Genomic DNA, 18,894 nt, shown 5'->3' with positions numbered 1-18,894 from the left:
TAAAGTCATCTTGCAAAAACGGATAGGTTAATTTATCAGCTTGTGAATTCATACGTGTGCGAAGGTCAAGAAAATGAAGAATTTACTATGGTTTACGACTCGGAAGAAATGACTTTGCTAATTACAATATGGGTGCGCGGGGGAGTTTATGATTGGGCTATTTCATCACATAATAATTTAACAAATCAAAGTGTGAAGCAGGCAAAAATCCTTTTACGAGCTTAAAGAAGTAATTAATAAACACTGTAAAATATATTTAATTTTCTTAATTTTATTAAAATTGAGTTGCTTTTTAATTTGATGTGCGTATATAATGTCGTTGAAAGCGATTACCAAAGTTGGGGGGATAAAGTATGCCATTACATCCACAAGCGAAAGCTTTTTTGGATCAAATTGCAGCAGCAAAAGCAGAAGGTGCTCCTGCAATCGAGGAAATGACGGTGGAAGAAAACCGAAATGCACTTCTTGAAAACTTTAAAGCCATAGGCGGAGAACCCGAAAACGTGGCAAAGGTTGAAGATTTATCCATTCCAGTTAACGGTACAGACATTGACATTCGCATTTATACTCCTGAAGGTGAAGGTCCGTTTCCTGTATTTGTTTACTATCCTGGCGGCGGCTGGGTAACAGGGGATTTAGAGGTTGCGGATTCCACTCTACGAACTGTTACGAATGTTTCTGAATGTTTGGTTGTATCTGTTCATTACAGACTTGCCCCTGAACATAAGTTTCCTGTTGCACCTGAAGATTGCTATGCAGCTACAAAATGGGTTTCAGAAAACATTTCTAAGTACAATGGAGATCCAGAACGTTTGGCTGTAGGAGGAGACAGTGCCGGCGGCAATCTGGCTGCAGTAGTGCCTTTGATGGCTAAAGATCGTGGCGGCCCATCTATCGCTTATCAGTATTTAATCTATCCTGTAACTGATTTTACTTTTGATACGGGATCATATCGGGAAAATGGAGAAGGTCACTTTTTGGAGACAGCAGGGATGCATTGGTTTTCTGACCATTATATTGACAAAGAAGATAGAACAAACCCTTATGCTGCACCGCTTCGTGCAGATGATTTGAGCAATCTTCCCCCCGCACTGGTAATTACTGCAGAATACGATGTATTACGAGATGAGGGCGAGGAATATGCTGACCGTCTAAAAGAAGCTGGGGTTCCTGTTGAACGCACACGATATGATGGTCAGATTCACGGATTTTTCTGGATGTCTGGAATTATGGATGATGCGAGAAGGTCAATTGAACAAGTCGGAAACTCCTTAAAGAAAAATCTTTCGTACAAGCATTCTAGTTAATAATAAAATCCAATTGATAAAGAGCCGTTCCACAGGGGGACGGCTTTTTTAAGTAATATGCGGAATAACGGATGATAGATTGGAAATGGAGGTTTTTCATCTAAATGAAGAAAAGATTGAGTAATAAATAAAAGGTTGTTATAATAAAACAAACAACTGTTTGAAATTTAAAGGAAGGCGGTCGTCATGTTGAAGGAAGTAAAAAAACGTTCCTTTAATACAAAAAAATCAAACGAAAAATTTGCAAAAATAGTAAGTGCAGCTGCGGAAGTTTTTAGGATGAAAGGGTACAAAGAAGCAACACTTGAAGATATTGCGAATGAAGTTGGAATGCTAAAAGGAAGTCTGTATTACTACATCAGCAAAAAAGAGGATCTACTGTATGAGGTAGTACAAAGACCTTTATACGAAATGACCATGAATCTAAAAAATATAGCAGAATCCGAATCCAGCCCTGCAGAAAAATTAGGACGGGCTCTAAAAAATCACGTGTATAGTTTTGAAAAATATCAATCAGAACTTTTTGTTTGGATTTCCATAGAATGGTTTCATTCTGATTTTGGCGGGGAAATTGCCGATTTAGGTAATGAATATGATCGTTTATTTAGAAAAATCATTTTAGAAGGCGTCGAAACGAATAACTTTCGAAATGATTTAGATCCTAAATTAATGGTTTTTGCTATTTTTGGAATATACAATTATATGCAGCGTTGGTATTCTATGGAGAGCCACTATTCCATGGATGAAATAGGAAAACAATTCGAAAAGTTTGTGCGGCAAGCTGTTGCAAATTTGGAAAAGTAATATGCTTCACCTACCTTCTTTTATATACTTATCAATAAAAATACTCTGCTAACACGAAAATGCTTCACAGTAGTTGGGGCATTTTATTTTTCCCCCTGTTTATTGAAAAATCTGTTTCACTTAATTTCTACTAAAGTACTTTCAGACAAAACAAGCGTAATGCCAATTTAATAATTAAAAAATTCTAAAAATTTAAAATAGAAGTTTACAAATATCACGTATGCTTTTATAATATAAACAAACAAACAGTTGTTTGAAAATTTTCCAACTCTGTCATGAATGTTCATTCAAGGAGATGGTGAGGGTGTTTGATTCAATAGAAGTGGCTGTGGAAGAACTGAAAAAAGGAAACATAGTCATTGTTTGTGATGATGAAGACCGGGAAAACGAAGGAGACTTTTTAGTATTAGCAGAAAAAGCCACACCGAAAGCAGTTAATTTTATGATTAAGTATGGCAGGGGGCTTGTGTGTACGCCGATTGAAAAAGACTATGCTGCAAAATTTGGTCTTGCTCCGATGGTAAATAATAATACGGATTCACACCATACCATGTTTACTGTAAGTGTAGATCATACATCGACCACCACAGGTATCTCTGCTTTTGATCGGTCAGCCACGATACAAGCAATCGTTAACAGTGAAACCACAGCATCTGACTTTAAAAAACCTGGACATATATTTCCTTTAATAGCCAGAGACGGAGGCGTATTGAGGCGCGCAGGTCATACGGAGGCTGCTGTTGATCTGGCAAAGTTATGTGACAGTAAACCAGCAGGCGTTATTTGTGAAATTATAAAAGAAGATGGCAGTATGGCCAGGGGTGCGGATCTAGCGAAAATTGCAGCACAATTTGATTTGAAAATGATTACGATAAAGGATTTAATTCAATTCCGGCGTCAAAAAGAAAAACTAGTTTCTAAAGAAATAGAAATCAACCTCCCAACAAAATATGGAACTTTTAGAGCCTTAGGTTACTCGGACACAGTGGAGAACAAAGATCATGTCGCTTTAATAAAAGGAGATATTACTTCGAAAAAAGCACCTTTAGTTCGTGTACACTCTGAGTGTTTAACAGGTGATGTGTTCGGATCTTGCCGATGTGACTGTGGATTACAGCTTGAAGCAGCACTGCAGCAGATATCAATGTCAGATTGCGGCATATTGTTGTATATGAGACAAGAAGGAAGAGGTATAGGTCTCTTAAACAAAATGAAAGCTTACAAGTTGCAAGAAGAAGGTTATGACACTGTTGAAGCTAATGAAAAATTAGGGTTTCCTCCTGACCTGCGGGATTATGGTATTGGGGCTCAAATCCTTCGTGATATAGGGGTAACAAGGATGAACTTATTAACGAATAACCCCAAAAAAATCAAAGGATTAAACGGTTATGGTTTAAAAGTGATTCACCGTGTCCCGCTTCAGTTTCCTCGCGATAAAAATAACGAAAAATACCTTAGAACAAAGCAGAAAAAGTTAGGACATTTATTGTCTGTTTAAGAGAAGGTTCTTCGCTTTATTATTGATGCTGTCTCACCCGGAATAATTGCCTTCCTCATTTTAGGAAACAACACCCCAGAAATGTCGAAAGTCTTTTTCCGAGTTCATCTTGGCTGGGCGATTAGGGAAACTAGAAAAAGGAGATAATTTGATACTTTTTCTAGCATTTAAAGAAGCTAATTTTATTACTGGTCAAGTTTGGAAATTAGGCGGAGGACAGGAATCTCAGTAGATAGAATATATTTAATGTTTGAAATAAGTTTATTAATAACTGCTATAGCAGTTATTAAAATAAATATTTTATGAGGAGTGTTGTTAAATGAAATTTGGACTTTTTTATGTATTGGAATGTTATGACGGCAAGTATGAAAAAGCTTACAACGAAATGCTAGAGCAAATTCAGTATGCGGAAGAATTAGGATTTGAAAGTGTTTGGCTGGCAGAGCACCATTTTACAGCTTACGGAAGTATGCCGTCTCCGCAAGTAGCGGCTGCTGCTATTGCTCAGGTAACTAAGACAATGGATATCGGAATGGCCGTATGTAACTTAAACTTTGATAACCCTGTTCGAATTGCTGAGGACTTTGCGATGGTCGACAACTTAAGTAACGGACGTCTGAAGTTTGGTGCAGGCCGCGGGTATCAACCAGTAGAGTTTAAAGGTCTTGGACTTGAAATGAAAGATACTAGAGAAGTGTTTTGGGAAAGTGTAGATATCATTAAAGGATTATGGTATAACGATACCTTCAGCTATGACGGAAAACATTATCAACTAGAAAATGTGTCATTAACACCAAAACCTGTACAAGAGAGAATTCCATTTTATTTAGCTGCTATAAGCCCGGCTACCTTTGATATTGCGGTTGAAAAAGGGATGACTGAGTTCATGTGTACTCCTACATTAATGGATATGAATGAATTGAAAAAATATATTTCTGAGACTAGAAGCCGAATGATCAAACAAGGAATTAATCCTTCTATTCATATGAACTTGCAAATGAATATAGCTGATACACAAGAACAAGCGATTAAAAATGTAGAAAAAGAAATGGCCCGGTATTTCGACACCGTGCTAAACCAAGTGCCTGGTGCAAGAGGGGAAAAAGCTGCAGAAAGTTATGAAAGATTTGCAGAAGTCGCTCAGGAAATGTCTGGACCGGTTGATGTGAAAAGTTTGAATGAAGCAGGCATTGCTCTATTAGAAGATCCTGATACTGCTATCGAAAAGCTTGAAGATATCGAAAAATATGGAATTACTAGTATGTCTAACTGGTTCCGAATGGGTGATATGGAACATCGAAAAGTCATGAAAACAATGAAAAATTTTGCTCGTGATGTCATGCCGTATTTTAAGCCAACAGGAAAAAAGACTATTACTCAGTAAAACATACGGAAGCTTTGACAGAGGATGCTGAGCGTTTACAAATCAGTCCTCGAAATTTCTGAAAATTGGTACGTTCTGCTCGGGGTAGTTTTGGGATTGATACAGGACGTACTTCAAACACTGGATAAGATGGATGTGTTCATACTCGTTTTAACGTAACAGTCTTTGCGATAAGGGTTCATCAAGCCTATTTTTTCTAAAGGATGTTTTTACATTCACACACATTCAAATTTTAAAAAAGAAGGGGCAGTGAAATTATGAGTACGGTGAGTAACTTAACGTTGGAACAGCGTATTGCTGCTTTAGAGGCTCGTGAGGAAATTAAAGAAGTTATTGCAAATTATAATCATGGTGTGGATAAAAAAGATGAAGAACTGTTTTTAGATGTTTGGGAGGAAGATGCAGTCTGGGATATTGGGGACCCGTGGGGTTACTGTTCGAATAAAAAAGAAATACTGGAAAAAACGAAAGCAATATGGGAAGGCCTTCCAGAAACGCACCATCATGCCACAAATCATGTTATTAATGTAGATATTGAAAAGGGAACTGCTACTGCTGTTGCAGATGTTGAAGCTACGGCTACAAATGCTGTAGGCATACCTTTATTAATATCAGCGACATATTGGGATGATCTTAGTAATCATACGGGGAAATGGCGTCTAAAAAAAAGAAAAGTGAAAATATACTATATGACACCTGTATTAGAACCATGGTCAAATGATCCGAAGACCCGTATTAATCCGAAGATGGATTAAAGGTATATTTATTTCACCTCTACTTTCAAGGGAAAGTGCATACAAATCTGTGGGGTTAAAAAACACATTATCATACGGAATAATTTTTGAACATCATGATTACCGTAAATAAACCTCACTTAAAGAGTGGGGAGTCTATAAATATTCAATGTTAAAGAGAGCTGTCTCAACAGGTTAGTTTAGGGTGTGATGTTATCTAGCAAATTGAATATACGAGACTCTTAAGGAAAATAGGGAAATGTGCAGATGCCACAGTGAAGGGATTTGCTCATAAGGAGCCGTTATCAGGAGGAACACGGGTATATTCCAATTGTGCTTACCGAGAACTAACTTAATGGGACAGCTTCTTTAAGATATATTTTCTAGTAATTTTGGAAAAAGACGAGTAATAACACTAGTGTTAGGCTGATAAAAGCAAACCGGGACATTTGCCATAAACGACTTGGTAAACAACAAGTTTATGACTTAAATTAAAACGACTGTTTGGTATATTAGTGATCATCCGCTCCACCATGATAACTGTTGTTTGAGGAGGGGAATTGATGAATCAACACATGTTTCAAGAAACTATTCCTATTCGTAAGGGGGAAGATTTTGATCAAAATGCGGTAAAAAAATACTTAAGAGAAAGTATAGAAGGTTTCCCAGAAGAGCCTTTAGAAGTGACGCAGTTTTCGACGGGAGTATCAAATTTGACCTACCATTTACGTGCTGGGAATTGGGAGGCGGTGATGAGGCGTCCCCCCAATGGTCCATTGCCGCCCAAAGCTCATGATATGAAACGAGAGTCAGAATTTTTAAAGAAGCTGTACCCTTATTATTCATTCGTTCCGAAACCATATGTTTTTTGTGATGATAAAAGCGTGATTGGCGTTCCGTTTTATGTTATGGAGCATAAAAAGGGAATCGTTATAGATGAATCATTTCCCCCAGGTCAAAACATTTCAGCGGACCAATTAAAAACGATTTCTTATAATGTCGTTGATGCATTAGCAGATTTGCATCAAATTGATTACGAAAAGGTGGGCCTTTCTGAGTTTGGGTATCCTGAAGGTTTTTTGAACAGGCAAGTACATGGGTGGATTAAACGATTTAATAAATCCAAAACAGACGATGTTCCTTATTTTGAGGAACTAAGTAAGTGGATGGTGAACCACGTTCCCGCCTCCCATGACAGCGCAGTTATTCATAACGACTATAAATTAAATAACATGCTGTTTTCCCAGGACCTGCGTAAGATTAACGCTGTACTTGATTGGGAACTAGCAACGGTTGCTGATCCATTTTTTGATTTAGCCGGAGCATTAGGTTATTGGGTAGAAGAGAAGGATCCAGACCTACTTAAAGAAAGTTTACCATCTTTGACTGGAACGCCTGGATTTATTTCAAGGGAAGAATTTATCCACCGCTATGCTCTTAAAACGAAAAAAAATATTCCGGATATGAATTTTTATATGGCTTTCACCTACTTTAAACTTGCCGTTGTATTCCAGCAAATTTATTATCGTTGGAAAATTGGAAAATCAAATGATGAGAGATTTAAAACATTTGATAAAAGAGCTCGGAATATGATGACACACGCTTATGAAGTAGTTGATAAAAAAATGTTTTAATTAGAGACAATCAAAAAAGGAGCTAGATAACCATGTTTGATTTTAGTCCAACCGAAGAACAGAACGAATTACTGCAAAAAGCGCAAAAGATCATGGAAGAGGATGTCTATCCGGCTGAAGAATACATTATTCCAGGGAAAGGTTTGCCGGATGAAATTCTAAAACCGTTACAACAAAAAGTAAAAGACCAGAACCTATGGGCTGCACATTTACCAAAACATGCTGGTGGTTTGGGACTTGGAGCTGTATTTTTAGGTCTTCTTAATGAAATATTAGGAAGCAGCGCCATTGGACCACGTGTATTTGGCACCGCCGCTCCTGATACAGGAAATTCAGAAATCCTTTTAAATGCAGGGACTGAAGAACAAAGAAAAAAATATCTTGAACCAATAGTAAATGATGAAATAAGATCCTGTTTTGCTTTAACGGAGCGGGATGTATCAGGGGCCGACCCGACAGGGATAGAGACTCACGCAGAAAAAGATGGCGATGAATGGGTAATTAATGGAAAGAAATGGTTTATAAGCAATGCAGGAATGTCTTCCTTTGTTATTGTTATGGCTGTAACAAATCCAGAAGCTCTTCCGCATGAGCGTGCGAGTATGTTTATTGTAGACATGGATAACCCCGGAGTTGAAAAAATAAGAGATATTCCGGTAATGGGAGATTACAGTGAAGGAGGCCACTGGGAATTGGGTTTTAATAATTGCCGGGTTAAAGAAGACAGCATGCTGGGCAGTCCTGGTGAAGGTTTTAAGTTAGCACAAATGAGATTAGGACCTGGCCGTATAACACATGCTATGCGCTGGCTCGGTGTAATGAACCGAAGTTTTGATCTTATGGTCTCTTATGCTTTAAAACGAAAGACTCGGGGGGTTCCTTTAGCAGAACAGCAAACCATACAAAACTTTGTAGCAGATTCTGAAGCTGAAATGGCTTCAGCAAGACTGTTAACGCTTCATGCAGCATGGAAAATGGATCAAGGAGAAGATGCTAGAAAAGAAATTTCTTTAATTAAGTTTCATGGAGCTAAAATATTGAATGACGTTATTAATAGAGCTATACAAGTGCATGGTTCACTAGGGTATTCCAAGGATACTCCGTTAGAAGGCTTCTATAGAGAAGCGAGGGCTGCACATATATATGACGGTCCAGATGAAGTACATCGTATGGTCGTAGCTAAACGAATCTTTAAAGAATATAAAAAACGAGAAAAAGAATTGACTGTTTAGTGAAATAAGGTGTGGGGGGCATATTCAAAATGGATAAAGTTTTCGATTTAGCAGGAAAAGTAATTTTAGTGACAGGGGGAAGCCGCGGAATAGGGGCACAAATGGTCCGTGACTTTTCAGAACACGGGGCAGCTGTTGCTATAGCAAGCAGAAATATAGAGAAATGCATGGAATTAAGCGAGGAACTGCAGGGAAAAGGAAGAAAAGCAATCGCTATTCAATGTGATGTTTCTAATATGGATGAAATTTCTGCAATGTTTGAAAAAACAATGGAAGAGTTCGGGAAAATTGACATTTTAGTAAACAATGCGGGGGTCAATACGACAAAACCGGCTACTAAAGTTACGGAAGAAGACTATGATTATATTTTTGATGTAAATACGAAAGGGTTATTTTTCTGCTGTCAACAAGCTGCAAAGATTATGATAGAGCAGAATGGTGGTAAAATCATTAACATTTCATCGGTGGGAGGTATAAAACCGTATAAAAGAATTGCGCCGTATACTGCTAGTAAGGCGGCTGTCATTCATTTAACAAAATCGCTTGCATCAGAGTGGGCCAGGTATGGAATATTTGTAAACTCCATTGCCCCAGGCTTGATTAGTACAGAGATAAATGAAAAAGAGATGGAAAACGAAGAGTGGCTGGAAAAGATCTTGAAAACTATTCCGCTTAGAAAGCTAGGAGCGCCAGAAGACATTTCATCTATTGCTCTTTATCTTGCATCAGATATGGCAAAGTATGTTACTGGTCAAACATTTAGTATAGATGGAGGAACATTATCAGAGTAGAGGCATTTATCTAAAGGGGAGATATTAATGACGCTGCCTTTGGAATCATTTCGAGTGTTAGATTTAACCCGACTGCTGCCCGGTCCATATTGTACGTTACTACTCGCTGATTTTGGTGCTGACGTTATTAAAATTGAAGCACCTAATGGAGGGGATTATGCGAGAGGAGAAGAGCCAAAAATCGGAGATCAAGAGCAAAGTGCTATTTTCGCATCCCTCAATAGAAACAAACGAAGTGTTTCCATAGATTTGAAAAGTGAATTAGGGAAAAAAATGTTTATAGATTTAGTAAAAACAGCGGATGTCGTTGTAGAATCTTTCCGTCCAGGTGTCATGAAACGTCTCGGTTTAGATTACGAGGAACTCAAAAAATATAACTCAAAGATAATTTATTGTGCCATTACTGGTTATGGACAAAGCGGTCCTTATGCGGAATCTGCTGGCCATGATCTTAATTATTTGAGTTACTCAGGCATGTTGAATTTGCAAGGAGAACGCAGTGGAAAGCCACTGCTTTCATCAGTTCAAATTGCTGACATTGGGGGAGGTTCTCTCATGGCGGCAATCGGTATTTTGTTATCAATCATAGAATCAAAGAGCTCTGATAAAGGACAATTTATAGACATTTCCATGTTAGATGGAGCAGTTTCCTGGATGCAAACCATCCTACCTAACTTCTTTGTATCAAAAAGTCAACCGCAAAGAGGAGAACTTCCATTAAGTGGAGGGAAAGCTTGTTATGAAGTATATAAAACACAAGACAATCGTTATTTAGCTGTGGCAGCGTTGGAAGAAAAGTTTTGGATTCACTTTTGTAAATTAATAGGAAAAGAAGAATTCATTGCTAAATTGAATGCCCCTCTTGAGGAGCAGACGTGGATGAAAGAAGAGATTCAATGCATTATCAGTAAAAAATCATTAAAAGAATGGACAGCATTATTTAAAGGAATAGAAGCATGTGTTTCTCCTGTATTAACAGCAGAGGAAATGATGGAAGACCCTCAAATTAAGCACCGGCATATGATTGAAGAAGTTGATTATCCAGGGAGAGTAAAGATGAAACAGCTGGGCATTCCAATTAAACTTTCAAGAACAGAAGGAGAAATCCGGAGGCCGTCTCCCCGATTAGGCGAGCATAATAATGAAATATTAAGGGAGTTAGGCTATTCCAATGAACAGATTCCTAACCTTTAAACGATAAAAGCGGGACACAGACATAACTAAGAATGTACAATGCACGCTGTCATTTTTTACTGTTTCTCTATTTTTTAAGAAAGAAAAAATACAACAGGAATATTCACATTCAGAAAAATATATTTCAAACAAATATTTGTTTGAAATATATTTTAATATTAAAAACTTTTAGTTGATAGTTATTTATTTTATTAGACCATAAAAATTTATCTTATTTTAATTCCCCCCTTCTCTTTGTTTTCATTGTTCATTTTGTATGGGGCGTTAAAAACACAAATTGGTAAAGCACGTACTAAGACAAACATAAGGACAAATTAAATTTTAGCCTTCAATCTTAATATTTTTATGACTAGTGTTATCAACTTTAAATAAAGGTATTGTTTCAAACCCATCACATTTATTTTATCAATTTTTATATTGTAAAAGCAGAGAATTGTTGGATTGAGTTATACAGGGCAATTAATGGGAGACTTGTTTAAAACAGTTTTGAAGTGGTTAAGGGAACAGAAAATTACCATCGATAGAATACCCTAACCACAAGGCTGCTTATAAGGAGAAACAGGGAATTGGAGCTTGAAGTCTATATAAAAAATGAGAAAAATGAAAAGATTGTCCCTGGTACGACTGTTGTCAAATATTAACAATTAACGGATGAAAGAGGTATATGATACATGAATTCATTAAATGGAAAAGTGGCAATAGTTGGTGCTGCGGATACGGAAGTAGGAGTTGTTCCACATATGGGAGCGACCCAGCTTTGTGTGGATGCAGCACTGCGTGCGCTAGATGACGCTGGTATTAATAAGGAACAAGTAGATGGATTGATTACATGTAATTCGATGGCTGAACCTTATATGTATCATGCAGAAGCAATTGCTGAGTATATGCAGATTTTTCCCCGTTATTGTCTAGGAGTTGGTACAGGAGGAGGTACGACATTTTCTGTTCTGCATCATGCGGCATCAGCCATCGCTACCGGGGTTTGCGATACCGTGTTAATTACAATGGCAGACAGTCTGCACAGCGGCTTATCCAAAGAACAGGCAATGGCCATGCAGGCTTCAACAGGTCACCAGCAATTTGAAATACCATATGGTCCAACTGTTCCAGCATTTTATGCTCTTGCCGGGCAGGCTCATATGGCGGAATATGGGACGACCCCTGAACAGTTTGCAGCCATTGCTGTTGCTTGTCGTAAGCATGCAAATCTTAATCCCGCTGCACAAAAACGGGAAATCATCACAGTAGAAGATGTGTTAAATTCAAGAATGATTGCAGATCCTTTGCATTTATTGGATTGTTCTTTGATTTCTGATGGCGGATCAGCCGTAGTACTTACTTCTGCAGAACGAGCAGCTGATTTTAAAAGTCCACCTGTCTATTTACTAGGAGTGGGAGAAGGACATAGTCATGAACATATAAGCCAGGCTCGTAATCTTACCACTTCAGCAGCAGCAGAATCTGGGCAGCGTGCTTATGATATGGCTGGTGTAGGTCCAAGTGATATCGATGTAGCTCAAATTTATGATTGCTTTACCCCAACTGTATTAATTGAATTAGAAGATTTAGGATTTTGTGAAAAGGGGGAGGGGGGAGCATTTGTGGAAAACGGTAATGTGGAATTAGGAGGATCGCTGCCAGTTAATACTCATGGTGGATTGCTCTCGCATTGCCATCCTGGAAATCCTGGTTCTATGTTTGCTTTAACCGAGGCAGTAGCACAGCTTAGACACCAAGCGGGTGGTCGGCAAGTCAAGGATGCTAACATTTCGCTGGTACATGGACAGGGCGGCATATTATCAAGTCACACTACACTAATACTTGGCAGGGATAAACACTAGTAAAGAAAGCTCGATTTCAAAAAAAGCGGAGTGTCATTGAAGAAAAAATATTGATACGAGGAGGATGATGATGGCTGATCACTCAGGAAAAAATTTTCCCACTCCAACCAAAGAAACAGCCCCCTATTGGGAAGGATGTCGTAATCATCAATTAGTCATTCAACAATGTCCTAAGTGTGAATATTACCAGTTTTATCCGAGAATGATGTGTACTCATTGTTCTCATGGTTATATGGATTGGGTCACTGTGTCTGGTAATGGACGAGTAATTAGTTTCACGGTTATCCGACGGCCCATTTCGCCAGCCTATAAGGCAGAAGCACCTTATGTGGTAGCATTGATTAAGCTTGATGAAGGCCCGACCATGATGAGTAATATAGTGGAGTGTGAACCAGAAAAAGTATTTATCGGTATGAAAGTAAATGTAGTATTTGAAGATTGGTCGGAGGATATTTCTATTCCAAAATTCGTGCCTCAAAAGTGAATTAGAAATACAAAACATTTTAATTTGGAGGTTCAAATGTACAGAGGGAAAGAAACATTTGGAAAAGTAGTAGAGTATCGTGCAAATCTTCGTCCTCATGATACATTTGTCCGTTTTGAAAATACGGATTTGACTTTTGAACAATTTCACCGAAACGGAAATAGAGCAGCAAATATGATAAAAGCGCTGGGGCTTACAAAAGGTGATACATGCGCCGTGATGCTTCCAAATGTTCCTGAATTTCTCGAAACATGGCTGGGGCTTGCGCGCCTCGGCGTAATAGAGGTACCAATAAATGTCGCATACCGTGGTGATCTGCTTACCTATATTCTTAATAAAGCGGAATGCAAAGCTCTTATTATTGATTCTCAATGGGTGGAACGAGTCAATTTTATTTCAGAAAATTTGCATCATATTCAGCATGTCATCGTCGTAGGTGATGATTATGAACCTTCTTCTGAAAAAATGAATTGGTATTCTTACGCAGATCTTATCGGAGAAGCTGCAATGGATTCAGTATGTGAGACGATTCAACCGCAAGATCCTTCGCTTATTCTTTTCACTTCCGGGACCACTGGGCCTTCGAAAGGGGCGATACTGAGTCATAAAGCAAATTTTGCTCTTGCTTCGGCATGTTGTGATCTGATGAATTATGGTCCGGATGATTGTTTATTCACGGTGTTTCCATTATTTCATATCAATGCCCGATATGCGACGATATTACCAGCTTTATTGGCTGACAGTACAGTTGTAATGCACAATCGTTTTTCTGCCTCAAAATTTTGGGAGATTTGCCGAACGGAGCACATAACAACCTTCAATTATATGGGTTCTATGCTCAATATATTAATGAAACAGCCGGAACAGCCAGATGATGCCGATAATCCTGTCCGACAAATTCAAGGAGCACCGGCGCCTCTTGAAATATATGACAGCTTTCAACAACGATTTAATATAAAAATTACAGAAGCATACGGTTCGACAGAAATAGGTTTAGCTATGGTTAATCGTGCAGAAACCTTTCGAAAAGGTTCATGTGGAAAAGCCCTTCCGTTTTATGATGTGGAAATTCATGATGAGAATGATAAGGAGTGTCCAACTGGTGTTGTTGGAGAGATTGTTGTACGTCCAAAAGAACCGTGGATTATGTTCTCAGGTTATTATGGTATGCCAGAGGCTACGGTTAAATCCTGGCAAAACTTATGGTTTCATACAGGCGATCGCGGCCGTATGGATGAAGACGGCTATTTTTACTTTGTTGACAGGGAGAAAGAAGTGGTGCGCCGCAAAGGGGAAAATATATCTTCCTATGAAATCGAACGAGTTATTAACGAACATCCTAAGGTAAAAGAAGCGGCTGTCATTGGAGTTCCATCTGAACTATCTGAAGAAGAGGTGCTCGCTGTTATCGTGGTAAAAGAACCAAACGAATTAAAGCCACAGGAACTTTTAGACTTCTGTCAGCCCCGTATGGCTCACTTTGCCGTTCCTCGCTATATTCGTTTTATGAAAACGCTTCCCAAAACACCTTCTTTAAGGGTGGAAAAATATAAGCTGAAAGAAGAAGGCGTGACATCAGACACATGGGACCGTGAAAGTGTTGGGTATCAAGTTCATCGGTAACAATCCGGAACATTACGCTATTTAGGAAGGAAGATAGCATGCGGCAAATTAACGCAGCGCAGATAGTAGACGAAAGCAAGTTCAATGCTTTCCACTTAAAAATTCTACTGTGGTGTGGGTTTGTTCTTTTATGTGATGGTTATGACCTGGTAGTATACGGTTCCGTTATACCAAGTTTAACTGAATCTTGGTCATTGACATCGAGCACAGCAGGTTTTATAGGAAGTGTGGCGTTAATTGGGGCACTAGTAGGGGCTCTGACATGTGGAATCTTAGCAGATATATTTGGAAGAAAAAAAGTGATTATTTCCTGTTTTGTTCTTTTTAATTTTATGACTCTTCTAACTGGTTTTTCTCAAGGGCCAATAGAATTTGCTGTTTACCGGTTTTTAGGAGGGATAGGATTAGGAGGCATTATGCCAATTGTAGTATCACTTGCTTCTGAATATTCACCGCGATCTTTACGAAGTATGCTTGTTGGAGTAATGTCATCAGGATTTGCTGTTGGAGGTATTGCTGTTTCTCTCCTGGGAATACCTGTTATTCCCAACTTAGGCTGGGAATGGATGTTCTATTTAGGCGCTCTTCCTTTACTTGCAGTGCCATTTTTAATAAAATCACTGCCGGAGTCGGTGTCTTTTCATGTGGCAAAAGGAGATTACGAAAAAGTCAAACCAGTTTTAGAAAAATTAAACCGAAATTACGTATCCAAACAAGACGATATATTTGAGGTAGATTTACCAAAAGCAGGTATGCCTGTTACCAAGATTTTTACAGAGAAACGTGGGTTGTCCACTCTAATGTTTTGGATTGTGACCTTTATGGCTTTAGTTATGGTATATGGGTTGGGAACATGGCTTCCTCAACTCATGGTATCAGCTGGCTTTCCATTACAATCCAGTTTAGCATTCTTATTTGCTTTAAATTTTGGAGCTATGGTTGGCCAAATAGGAGGAGGCTGGTTAGCCGATCGCATGGGATCTAAAAAAATTCTCTTCGTAATGTTTATACTTGGTGCCATTTGTTTGTCGTTAATCGGATTTAAACCGCTTGCTGTTACATTGTATCTATTAGTAGCTATAGCAGGAGCGTGCTCTACAGGGGCTCAGTGTGTAAATAATGCATATGCAACTAAATTTTATCCTACTCACATTAGAACGACTGGAGTTGGCTGGGCACTTGGCATGGGGCGTTTTGGGGCCATTTTTGGTCCAGCATTTGGCGGAATACTGCTAGATTTAAGTTTGCCTGTTCCAATGAATTTTATCGCTTTTGCAATTCCTGGTGTTATAGCAGCGATAGGAATTACCATTATTCAAGATAAATATAGTGATTTTAATATTAACAATCACAATACAGAGAGTGGTCAAAAGTTAGTTGAAACAGCAAAATAGAAAATGTTCAGTTGCCTTCAGTTTTAGAAAGCACTTTCGATATAATTTTGGTGATAGGTTCTATTGTGCCTGTCATTTAAAAAGAAAGGAGAATTCGAATGGTTGAGGAAGCAACTATTCATGATTACGTGGGCTTTCTAGACAAATCATTGGATCATAATGAGAAAATCATACGCATAACAAAAGGTATGATAGATTTATTTCCGTTTAATGAAGTGCATCTCTTTAGATACTCTCCTCTTGGATATGTGGTCGAAGGAATTGTTAAAGTTAATAAAGACGGGGTTTTTTATATAGGCCATATGAGAGATGATATTAGAAATCTCCCCCCCATTTATAATGCGATAAAAAAAAGAAAGTCAATTTTTATATCACAGTGTGAATTTTTTGAAAAGTATGGTTGCGCCTACACGAATCCGAATGAAAAAAATGAACATCTCATCGTACCGATTAATTCTAATATGAATGTTATAGGTTACTTTGTAGCTCGTGAATGTAACAAGAACTTTGTTTGCACCGAAGAACTTCTTTCTACTACAACTCTCTATGGCAAACTAGTGGGCAAAGTGATAGAGAGCAATATAGAAGGACAATCTATCAGCTGTTTGAGCAAAAGGGAAACCGAAGTCATTCAAAGAATTTCCTGGGGAGAAAGTATAAAAGAAATGTCCGTTTCTATGGGCATAAGTGAATTTACTGTAAAAGATTATATTAAATCTGTTATTAAAAAATTAGAAGTTAATAATCGTGTCGAAGCGGTAGCCGAATTACTAAGAAGAGGTTTAATTTCATAAATGAAATATTAGTAAAGACACCTAATCTTTCATTTTAATAATGAAAGGAAGGTGTCTTTCTTTGGGAATCAGCAGTACATACCACCTCTTTTTGAGGGAAGAATCCCATATAATATTGGGAATATTCATATTAAATAGAAAATTATAAGATGGAAGTATCAATTGGTGAAGGATGACGAGTATAACGAATAACTGTATTTCCCTTGGAGATTTTTTTAGGTATCACGTTATCAAAGTGTTCCGTTCCCATAATAGATAGATGCATTTATTATGGAATGTTATAAAAAATTTTATGATAAACGGAGGGTATTAATATGGCGACAATGACTGCTTTGAATTCAAAGGTGGCAGAGTTTACCGCGACACCTAAGCAAATGTTCATTGATGGAAAGTTCGTCGATGCTCTTTCAGGTAAAAGATTTACAACATACAACCCGGCAACCGGCGAAGCTATTACTTCGGTACCTGAAGCTGGAAAAGAAGATGTTGATCTTGCTGTGCAGGCAGCGAGGAAAGCATTTGACGGTGGACCATGGCCTAAAACAAAGCCAGCTGAACGTTCAAGACTTCTGCATAAACTTGCCGATTTAATAGAAGAAAATATAGAAGAGCTGACACAAATGGAAACGCTAGATAATGGAATTCCATTAGAAGGTGCAAAAAACTTTGTGATGGCGTCAGTGGGTCACTTGCGTTACTATGCGGGCTGGCCTTCTATTATAAAAGGGGACACGGTGCCTAATAATATCCCGGGAGAATTGTTTAATTATACTAGAAGGGAACCTATTGGTGTCTGCGGTCAGATCATTCCTTGGAACTCGCCAATTGTTAATGCCGTTATGAAAATAGCAGCTCCTGTCGCCTGCGGGAATACAGTCGTATTAAAAACGGCAGAACAGACGCCTTTAAGTGGAGTAAGGCTGGCAGAGCTGATTCAAGAAGCTGGATTTCCAGATGGCGTTATTAATATTATTTCTGGCTTTGGTACGATTGCAGGTGCTGCTTTAACCGAACACCTTGGAGTGGATAAGATAGCATTCACCGGCTCCACTGAAGTAGGAAAACAGGTGATGAGGTCTTCAGCAGTAAATGTTAAAAAAGTATCCCTTGAACTTGGCGGAAAGTCCGCAAATATTATATTTGCGGATGCCGATTATGATCAAGCTATTGCCAACGCAGCAAATGCGATTTTCTGGAATTCAGGCCAAGTATGCTGTGCAGGTTCACGCTTGTTTGTAGAAAAAAAAATATACGATCGTTTTGTAAGTGATTTAGTAGAGTATTCTAAAAATTACCGGGTAGGAAATGGTTTTAATCCTGAAAGTGTATTAGGTCCGCTCGTTTCAAAAGATCAGCTCGAACGGGTGAATCGATACCGGGATCTAGCGAAACAAGAAGGAAGTGAAGTGCTAGAAGGAGGAAGCGGTGACGAAAAAGAACTATCTGCAGGATATTTTGTAAAACCTACCGTTCTTGCTAATGTCAATAATGATATGTGTGTCGCCCAAGAAGAAATATTCGGTCCTGTGGTAGGCGCCCTTCCGTTTGAAACCGTTGACGAGGTTGTTGATCTTGCAAATCAAACTCAATATGGGTTAGGCGGAGGAGTTTGCACGACAGATGTTAGAAAAGCACATCGAGTCGCGCATGCTATGAGAACAGGAAATGTATGGGTGAATACGTACAATGTTATTGATGCTACTTCTCCTTTTGGCGGGTATAAACAGAGTGGTATTGGAAGAGAAAACGGATCAGCTGCTATTGATATGTACACTGAAATAAAAAATGTTTGGGTGAATCTAGACTAACAGAATAAATAAAGACACGAAGGTCGTGCAAATATTTCATTTGGATGCGCGACCTTTTATACTTTATTTTAATAAGCTGAGTCAATTTCATCAGTGTTTCATTAGAGAATTAAAACGAACAACTACATGAAATAACTCAAAATTATCCGCAAATAATTACGAGAATCTATTAATTTTAACGGAAGGTAGTGACTCCAGCGGGAAAAACATGAGTCCTGAGACCCCGTAAGTAGAAAGACGGACGAGAAGGGACAAGTTATGCCGACGGAAAGCGTCCGCCTGCGGTAGAAATCAACTTTCCTACCCTTTATAAAATGGTTTGGATTTTAACCAAAACAGTTGAATGACGAAAAAGATTCAGTTATTAAAACA

15 protein-coding genes are annotated in these 18,894 nt (G+C 38.4%); all 15 read left to right on the top strand.

All coding sequences use genetic code 11. From position 1 onward, the window contains the following. Positions 1–353: 353 nt before the first annotated feature. Positions 354–1,307 (top strand): alpha/beta hydrolase, encoded by a 954-nt coding sequence (locus BLT18_RS14040; protein ID WP_091275334.1) that lies wholly within the window; start codon positions 354–356, stop codon positions 1,305–1,307. 186 nt (positions 1,308–1,493) lie between these two features. After that, positions 1,494–2,111, top strand: a complete 618-nt coding sequence (locus tag BLT18_RS14035) for a TetR/AcrR family transcriptional regulator (protein WP_091275333.1) — start codon at positions 1,494–1,496, stop codon at positions 2,109–2,111. Positions 2,112–2,415: 304 nt separating this feature from the next. After that, on the top strand, positions 2,416–3,609 hold the full coding sequence (locus tag BLT18_RS14030) for a bifunctional 3,4-dihydroxy-2-butanone-4-phosphate synthase/GTP cyclohydrolase II (RefSeq protein ID WP_091275330.1): 1,194 nt from the start codon (positions 2,416–2,418) through the stop codon (positions 3,607–3,609). A gap of 319 nt (positions 3,610–3,928) precedes the next feature. Continuing rightward, positions 3,929–4,993 carry an LLM class flavin-dependent oxidoreductase gene (locus BLT18_RS14025; protein WP_091275329.1) on the top strand — a complete coding sequence of 355 codons (1,065 nt, stop codon included), beginning with the start codon at positions 3,929–3,931 and terminating at the stop codon, positions 4,991–4,993. A gap of 257 nt (positions 4,994–5,250) precedes the next feature. Continuing rightward, positions 5,251–5,748, top strand: coding sequence for a nuclear transport factor 2 family protein (locus BLT18_RS14020; RefSeq protein WP_091275326.1), 498 nt, complete (start codon positions 5,251–5,253; stop codon positions 5,746–5,748). 542 nt (positions 5,749–6,290) lie between these two features. Further along, on the top strand, positions 6,291–7,361 hold the full coding sequence (locus tag BLT18_RS14015; RefSeq protein ID WP_175487521.1) for a phosphotransferase family protein: 1,071 nt from the start codon (positions 6,291–6,293) through the stop codon (positions 7,359–7,361). 32 nt (positions 7,362–7,393) lie between these two features. Continuing rightward, positions 7,394–8,593 carry an acyl-CoA dehydrogenase family protein gene (locus BLT18_RS14010; RefSeq protein WP_091275324.1) on the top strand — a complete coding sequence of 400 codons (1,200 nt, stop codon included), beginning with the start codon at positions 7,394–7,396 and terminating at the stop codon, positions 8,591–8,593. A 29-nt stretch (positions 8,594–8,622) separates the two neighbouring features. Then, positions 8,623–9,384 (top strand): SDR family NAD(P)-dependent oxidoreductase, encoded by a 762-nt coding sequence (locus tag BLT18_RS14005; RefSeq protein WP_091275322.1) that lies wholly within the window; start codon positions 8,623–8,625, stop codon positions 9,382–9,384. A gap of 27 nt (positions 9,385–9,411) precedes the next feature. Next, complete coding sequence (locus BLT18_RS14000) at positions 9,412–10,578, top strand: CaiB/BaiF CoA transferase family protein (protein ID WP_091275320.1); 1,167 nt, start codon at positions 9,412–9,414, stop codon at positions 10,576–10,578. A 671-nt stretch (positions 10,579–11,249) separates the two neighbouring features. After that, positions 11,250–12,419, top strand: a complete 1,170-nt coding sequence (locus BLT18_RS13995; protein ID WP_091275317.1) for a thiolase C-terminal domain-containing protein — start codon at positions 11,250–11,252, stop codon at positions 12,417–12,419. A gap of 70 nt (positions 12,420–12,489) precedes the next feature. Beyond that, a complete protein-coding gene (locus tag BLT18_RS13990) occupies positions 12,490–12,903 on the top strand; it encodes a Zn-ribbon domain-containing OB-fold protein (RefSeq protein ID WP_175487520.1) in 414 nt (137 codons plus the stop codon). 36 nt (positions 12,904–12,939) lie between these two features. Continuing rightward, entirely contained in the window at positions 12,940–14,526 is a 1,587-nt protein-coding gene (locus tag BLT18_RS13985; protein ID WP_091275313.1) for an AMP-binding protein, read from the top strand. 38 nt (positions 14,527–14,564) lie between these two features. Continuing rightward, on the top strand, positions 14,565–15,920 hold the full coding sequence (locus tag BLT18_RS13980) for an MFS transporter (protein ID WP_091275310.1): 1,356 nt from the start codon (positions 14,565–14,567) through the stop codon (positions 15,918–15,920). 98 nt (positions 15,921–16,018) lie between these two features. After that, a complete protein-coding gene (locus tag BLT18_RS13975; RefSeq protein WP_091275307.1) occupies positions 16,019–16,714 on the top strand; it encodes a response regulator transcription factor in 696 nt (231 codons plus the stop codon). A 314-nt stretch (positions 16,715–17,028) separates the two neighbouring features. Further along, complete coding sequence (locus BLT18_RS13970; RefSeq protein WP_091275304.1) at positions 17,029–18,522, top strand: aldehyde dehydrogenase family protein; 1,494 nt, start codon at positions 17,029–17,031, stop codon at positions 18,520–18,522. Positions 18,523–18,894 lie beyond the last annotated feature (372 nt).

Source organism: Alteribacillus persepolensis (assembly GCF_900099605.1).
GTDB lineage: Bacteria > Bacillota > Bacilli > Bacillales > Marinococcaceae > Alteribacillus > Alteribacillus persepolensis.
The sequence above is the reverse complement of the archived record's forward strand: the minus strand, read 5'-3'. Positions and strand labels throughout refer to the sequence as shown.

Excerpts from the sequence above, each read along its gene's own strand:
- BLT18_RS14040 (WP_091275334.1), top strand. The coding sequence starts at position 354 with ATGCCATTACATCCACAAGCGAAAGCTTTTTTGGATCAAATTGCAGCA.
- BLT18_RS14035 (WP_091275333.1), top strand. The coding sequence starts at position 1,494 with ATGTTGAAGGAAGTAAAAAAACGTTCCTTTAATACAAAAAAATCAAAC.
- BLT18_RS14025 (WP_091275329.1), top strand. The coding sequence starts at position 3,929 with ATGAAATTTGGACTTTTTTATGTATTGGAATGTTATGACGGCAAGTAT.
- BLT18_RS14020 (WP_091275326.1), top strand. The coding sequence starts at position 5,251 with ATGAGTACGGTGAGTAACTTAACGTTGGAACAGCGTATTGCTGCTTTA.
- BLT18_RS14015 (WP_175487521.1), top strand. The coding sequence starts at position 6,291 with ATGAATCAACACATGTTTCAAGAAACTATTCCTATTCGTAAGGGGGAA.
- BLT18_RS14010 (WP_091275324.1), top strand. The coding sequence starts at position 7,394 with ATGTTTGATTTTAGTCCAACCGAAGAACAGAACGAATTACTGCAAAAA.
- BLT18_RS14005 (WP_091275322.1), top strand. The coding sequence starts at position 8,623 with ATGGATAAAGTTTTCGATTTAGCAGGAAAAGTAATTTTAGTGACAGGG.
- BLT18_RS14000 (WP_091275320.1), top strand. The coding sequence starts at position 9,412 with ATGACGCTGCCTTTGGAATCATTTCGAGTGTTAGATTTAACCCGACTG.
- BLT18_RS13995 (WP_091275317.1), top strand. The coding sequence starts at position 11,250 with ATGAATTCATTAAATGGAAAAGTGGCAATAGTTGGTGCTGCGGATACG.
- BLT18_RS13990 (WP_175487520.1), top strand. The coding sequence starts at position 12,490 with ATGGCTGATCACTCAGGAAAAAATTTTCCCACTCCAACCAAAGAAACA.
- BLT18_RS13985 (WP_091275313.1), top strand. The coding sequence starts at position 12,940 with ATGTACAGAGGGAAAGAAACATTTGGAAAAGTAGTAGAGTATCGTGCA.
- BLT18_RS13980 (WP_091275310.1), top strand. The coding sequence starts at position 14,565 with ATGCGGCAAATTAACGCAGCGCAGATAGTAGACGAAAGCAAGTTCAAT.
- BLT18_RS13975 (WP_091275307.1), top strand. The coding sequence starts at position 16,019 with ATGGTTGAGGAAGCAACTATTCATGATTACGTGGGCTTTCTAGACAAA.
- BLT18_RS13970 (WP_091275304.1), top strand. The coding sequence starts at position 17,029 with ATGGCGACAATGACTGCTTTGAATTCAAAGGTGGCAGAGTTTACCGCG.